The 5463-nt window shown below is 64.1% G+C and carries 6 protein-coding genes; all 6 read left to right on the forward strand.

Going from position 1 to position 5463, the window contains the following annotated elements:
- Window positions 1-676 (forward strand): DUF58 domain-containing protein (locus BN1123_RS08060; RefSeq protein ID WP_042026483.1); only part of this gene is annotated, 676 nt, incomplete at its 5' end.
- Window positions 661-1200 carry a DUF4381 domain-containing protein gene (locus tag BN1123_RS08065; protein ID WP_042026306.1) on the forward strand — a complete coding sequence of 180 codons (540 nt, stop codon included), beginning with the start codon at window positions 661-663 and terminating at the stop codon, window positions 1198-1200. The genes BN1123_RS08060 and BN1123_RS08065, both read left to right, overlap by 16 nt.
- Window positions 1197-2189: a VWA domain-containing protein gene (locus BN1123_RS08070; protein ID WP_042026308.1), complete on the forward strand. Its 993-nt coding sequence runs from the start codon at window positions 1197-1199 to the stop codon at window positions 2187-2189. The genes BN1123_RS08065 and BN1123_RS08070 overlap by 4 nt, the downstream gene beginning before the upstream one ends.
- On the forward strand, window positions 2180-3628 hold the full coding sequence (locus BN1123_RS08075) for a vWA domain-containing protein (protein WP_042026309.1): 1449 nt from the start codon (window positions 2180-2182) through the stop codon (window positions 3626-3628). The genes BN1123_RS08070 and BN1123_RS08075 overlap by 10 nt, the downstream gene beginning before the upstream one ends.
- Window positions 3625-5160 (forward strand): hypothetical protein, encoded by a 1536-nt coding sequence (locus tag BN1123_RS08080; protein ID WP_224212377.1) that lies wholly within the window; start codon window positions 3625-3627, stop codon window positions 5158-5160. The genes BN1123_RS08075 and BN1123_RS08080 overlap by 4 nt, the downstream gene beginning before the upstream one ends.
- Before the next feature lie 13 nt (window positions 5161-5173).
- Window positions 5174-5463, forward strand: a 290-nt coding sequence (locus tag BN1123_RS08085; protein ID WP_042026311.1) for a sigma factor, incomplete at its 3' end; no start/stop codon positions are given.

Below are 5463 nucleotides of genomic sequence, written 5' to 3' on the forward strand. Positions count from 1 at the left end.
ACCCTATACCCGCCTCTATAGTGAAGAGCAGGATCAGGCCCACTGGCTGCTGCTCGATCTCTCCCCCGCCATGTATTTCGGCTCCACGCTGCAACTCAAGGCTCGTCTGGGATGCGAGCTGGCCGCCGCCCTGATCTGGCAAGGGGAACAGCAACACAACACCTTGATCTGCCACGGTGCCGAACCCCATCGCCTAAGCCAGCGCGGCAGCGTCATCCCCTTGCTCGAATCCCTCTGTCATCACTATCGTCTCGGTCTGACAAGCCGCGACCCAGCGCCCACCCTCGCCCAGACCCTGTCTAGGCTAACCCTGCCCCACGGCGCCAGACTGACTCTGATCACGGATCACAGACCCTGTGATGGCGCCCTGTGTCAACAGTTGCAACTTTTGTCCCGTCGCCACGATATTCACTACTGGCAGATCCGCGACTCTCTGGAGGCCGACCTGCCCGCTCACGGTCAACTGCCTGTCGCCATCGAGCGCCCGCCCCGGCACTATCAAGGCTGGCTGGATGGCCAGCATGCCGGCTTTGCCAGGCGCTACCAACTGGCGGCCCAGCAACAGCTTGCCCATGGCAGACAGCAACTGTTACCGCTGGTGCAGCGCCTCTATCTGCTCGACAACGGCCAGACGCTACAGCAACAGTGGCAGGAGGGGTTATGTCATCAGGGATAAATGCTTCTGCTGCGCTGGAAGTTGCTAGCCCCGCTTCGGATGCCATCACGCCGCCGCTAAGCTCGCTGATGAGGGACATACACCCGGGCCCCGAGATCGTCGAACAGAGCCTGGACCCGAGGATCCAAGGGCTATTGTGGCTACTGATCGGTGCAACATTGCTCTGGCTGATCATCCGTTGCACTCTGATGGTGCTGGGATACCGGCGCTGGTGTCGACAATTTGATGGGGACCCCCAGCAACTGGTGCCCCGACTTCAGGAGGCCCTGCGCCATGAGGCGCTGCAGCGCTGGCCCGAGGCTCGCCAGCTGCATGGCGAGGCGTGGCTCGCCTTTGTCGATCGCCATGGCGGGAGCGATTTTTGCCAGTTTGCCGATCAATGGAGCGGCTGGCTCTATGGCAACCAGTCACCCACCCGCGAGCAGCGTGCTCGGCTTGAGCAAGCCTATCGCCGCTGGGGGCGCACCGTTTTTTTGCGCCAACCACTGCTGGCAACAAGACGCGCTCGCCGGAGGCAGTCATGATCCTCGCATGGCCCTGGTTTACCCTGGCACTGGTGCTGCCCCTGCTGGTGCGTTTTGGCCTGCCTTCCCTGAAGAGGGGTCATCTGCACCATCCCGGCTTTCCCCTGCTGCGTCCCCACGGTGGCTTGCCCTTGTGGCGCGCCCTGCTCATCTGGTGCGCCCTGATCCTCGCCCTCTGCCGCCCCCAATGGTGGGGAGAGCCTATCGTGCGTTATCAGGAGAGCCGCGATCTGCTGCTGGCGGTGGATCTCTCCGACAGCATGCGCACCCCCGACATGCTCGATCGCGGCGAACAGCTGGCGCGCCTGACGGCGGTACGCCAGCAGATCAAACAACTGATCGCCGCCCGCGCCGGAGACAGGATCGGGCTTATCGTCTTTGCGGATCACGCCTACCTGCTCTCCCCCCTGACCCGGGAGATCCCCGCCCTGCTGACCTTGAGTGACGAGCTCGACTTTGATCTGGTGGGGCGCACCACGGCGCTCGGTGAAGCCATTCTGCTGGCTCGCCAGCACGCCGACCCAGCCCATCCCGGCGCCCTGCTGCTGGTGACCGATGGGCGCAATACCGCAGGCAGCGCCGATCCTCTGCAGGAGGCCCGCCTCGCCGCCGCGAGCGGCATGCGGATCTACACCCTGGGGGTTGGCGCCGATCCGGATACCTTCGTCCTGCCTTACGATCAGCTGGGCACCGGCCAGGCCGATCCCAGCAGTGAGCTGGATGAGCCCCTGCTCAAGGCGTTAGCCGAGGTGGGCCACGGGCGCTACTTTCGGGCACGCACCCAAGCCGATCTTGAGGCTATCAACGACGCCCTCAATCAACTGGAGCCCACCGCCCGGCCAATTGCGCACCATCAACCGATCACCGAACTTTATCCCTGGCCACTGGCACTGGTGTGCGCCCTCTTGCTGCTCCCCACCAATGGCAAAGGCGCGCTTCCTGGTGGCTGGCGCGCCCTGCTGGCAAGAAGGGTTCGCCGATGGAGCTGATCCTGCTGCGACCATGGTGGCTGCTTGCCCTGATCCCCTGGCTCTGGCAAGGGTGGCGACGCCATCGCCAGCCCCCCCTGCTGGCGCCAGCCATGCAGGCCTATCTGCTGCCTGCCACCCGGCCATCTCGCCCTTGGCGCTGGCTGGCAACCTTGCCCGTCATCCTGGCACTGAGCGGGCCGGCTCTGCGCGGTGAGCTGCAACAACAACCCGCCGCCCCCCTCGACATCTGGCTGCTCGATCTCTCCCGCTCCATGGAGGCCACCGATCTCAAGCCGGATCGGGCCACCCGGGTCAGGTGGCAGTTGCAGCAGTTGCTCGCCAGCGCCCAAGGGGCGCGCATCGCCCTCATCCTCTATGCCGGGGATGCCTACCTCGCCATGCCGCCGACCCGGGATCATCAGGCGCTCTCCCTGCTGCTGCCCGACTTGCGCCCCGCCATCATGCCGCTGCAGGGCAGCAACCCGGCACGGGCCGTCGCCTTGGCCATGAAACAGATTGTCCCCGGCGAACAGGCCCGGCTGCTGCTCATCACCGATGATCTAAGCGCCAAACAGATAGCGCAGATTGGCAAGCTGTGGCCCTGCCAGCAGAGCCTGTTTTGCCACGACAATGCCCCAGCGCGGCTCGATATCCTGCTCGCCAGCAGCGGCCAAGCGGCAGATATGCCTCCCATCCCGGCCGGTGAACTTGGTTTTACGCGCCAGTCCCCCCGTTTGCCGGCACCGGACGGCCACGCCATTGAGGCCCTGGCGAGCAGCCTTGGCGGTTCACTGCAGTGGCTTGACGGCGCCCCTCCCCGTTTTGCGCCGCTGCCGGCCACCAGCTCGGCCCTGACGCCGGCCCCCCTCGATCTCGGTCCCTGGCTGCTGATCCCGCTGCTGCTGCTCGCCTTGCTCGCCAGAGTGGGGGCCTATCTGATGGTGCCGCTGCTGCTTGGCTGGCCACTGTTGCAGTCACCGCCAGCACAGGCGAACGAGCTCACCGAACAACAAGCCCTTGCCGCCTATCAGCGAGGAGATTTTGAGGACGCGGCCCTGGCCTTCGATAACCCCATCTGGCGCGGCAACGCCTGGTATCGGGCAGGCGAGTTTCGTCAGGCGATCGCGGCCTATCAGGAAGATGACAGCGCCACCGCTCACTACAACCGGGGCAATGCTCTGGTACAGCTCGGGGAACTGGACAGCGCCAAAGAGGCCTATCTGGCTGCTCTTGCGCAAGAACCTGGCCATGAAGATGCCCTCTATAACCTCTCCCTGCTGCAGAGCCAGGCGGCATCCTCGCCTGAGAAGACCGACACGGCGCCTCTCTCGTCACCCGCTTCCTCCCAAAACGTGCCAACCCCCTTACCTCCCGCCCCGCCGGTGGTACTGCTTGAACAGCGGCTTCGCAAGGAGGCGCTCAGGCGGGAGCTTATCAAGGTGGAGGCGCCCTGGTGAGATACCTCATACTGGCCCTGTTGCTGCTGGCCTCCCCCGGCTGGGCCTTGCCACCGCGGGCCGAGTTATTGCCGGGCACCGATCCTGCGGACTGGCTATTGATCATTGAGGCAGATGGCGAGCGCGATAGCCGCGAGCTGGAGATAGCCCCGCTGCTGCGCCAGTTTGCAGTGGGCAGGGTCACCATGAGTCGAGTCACGACGCCGGTGCAGCAGCTGACCCGCTGGCAGATCCCCCTGCACCTCGGCCAGGGGCACGATGGGACAGCTGACCTCATCATTCCCTCCCTCAAGCTGGGTGATGAGATGACCCACCCCCTCCATTTTCGCCCGCAGCAGGTGACGAAAACCGCATCACTTCCAGCACCCGCAGCACCCGCGCCGATGGAAATGCAGGCCCGCCTGCTGCATCAAGGACCCCTCTATCCCGGTCAGCCGGTCATTTACCAACTCACCCTCTGGCTCCCCGCCAATCTGCAACACCCGGGGTTGAGCGAGCTGACCTCTCCCCATTTCATCATTCGCCGCCTTGGCGATGACGAGTGGATAGCCCCCGCACAGGGGGGATTGCCCGGCAGGCTCACCCGCAGCTGGCTGATCCAGGCCAGGGAGCCGGGACAGTGGCAATTGGAGTCTCCCCGCTTGCAGGGCCAGTTGCCCCGGCAAGGGGACGGGCCGGATCGGCTCTCCGCCAGAGCGGCGCCGCTTCAGGTTCGGGTGGACAAGACTCCCACCACACCCGTGGCCAGCGCCCTGACCTTGCGCCAGCGCATCGAGCCCGCCAGCGAGGGGCTTTTGGGAGAACCGTTGATCCGCATCCTGACCCTGACGCTGGAAAATGGCGACAGCAGTCAGGTTCAGCTGGCCCCTCTCATGGCAAGTCGTCTCCCTGACGGTTTGCAGGCCCATCCCGACGGGGAGCGGCAAAACGAACGCTACCGCGACAATGCCCTGCACATCGAGCGAGAGTGGCGGCAAACTCTGTCAGCCCAGGAGGCCGGTACCTACCTGCTGCCCCCCATCGAGTTGAGCTGGTTCAACACTCAAACTGGCAAAATTGAGCAACTATCCCTGCCAGCCACCCGCCTCAGCTTCCAGCCCGCGACGGGCCATGAAACAGAGCAGAGCGCATCACGGGAAGTCGCCGCAGACAGTCTCTGGTGGGTGCTGCTGGCGTTGGTGCTGCGCATGGTCTGGCGTCGCTGGCCACGCTGGCGGGCTTTCTATTACCTGCAGCGGGCACTCTGCCTGCACCGGCCCGATGCCAGCCGAAAAGCGCTCATCCATTGGGCCTCCCTACGCTGGCAGGGCACCTATTATGAATTAGACCAGTTGCAGCGAGCTCGGCATAATCATGTCGGCGCGCACCTAAAGGGTCTCGAACGAGCCTGTTTTTCCAGCCAGCCAACTGATCCGCTCCCCCGCTGGCAACAGCTCGGCGACACGCTAAGGCCCCATGAAACCATCGGGATCGCACACCTCATCTGCCTGCTGGCGCACCTGAGTGCTCGCTCCCGCGCATCGGCCCCCTGACAAGGAGTGCTTAATGGCATTGCTGTTTTTCAGAAAAAAACACGCTCAGCACCATATTGGAGGAAATGATCCGGCCAGTACGCCGGTCTATGACCATATGGCTGACAAACAAACCAAATTTGAAGCACTGGTCCATGCCCTGCACGGGGATCTCTACCGTTACGCCTACTGGCTGACCCGGGATCCGGCGGTGGCGGAAGACTTGGTGCAAGAGACCTTCCTGCGCGCCTGGAAGGCCATCGACACCTTGCTCGATGACAAGGCAGCCAAGAGCTGGCTGATCACCATACTGAGGCGGGAGAA

It is taken from the genome of Aeromonas enteropelogenes (genome assembly GCF_000819845.1).
Classification (GTDB): domain Bacteria; phylum Pseudomonadota; class Gammaproteobacteria; order Enterobacterales; family Aeromonadaceae; genus Aeromonas; species Aeromonas enteropelogenes.

Bases quoted from the DNA above. Each gene is read 5' to 3' on its own strand.
- BN1123_RS08075 (WP_042026309.1), top strand. From the start codon at position 2,180: ATGGAGCTGATCCTGCTGCGACCATGGTGGCTGCTTGCCCTGATCCCC.
- BN1123_RS08065 (WP_042026306.1), top strand. From the start codon at position 661: ATGTCATCAGGGATAAATGCTTCTGCTGCGCTGGAAGTTGCTAGCCCC.
- BN1123_RS08070 (WP_042026308.1), top strand. From the start codon at position 1,197: ATGATCCTCGCATGGCCCTGGTTTACCCTGGCACTGGTGCTGCCCCTG.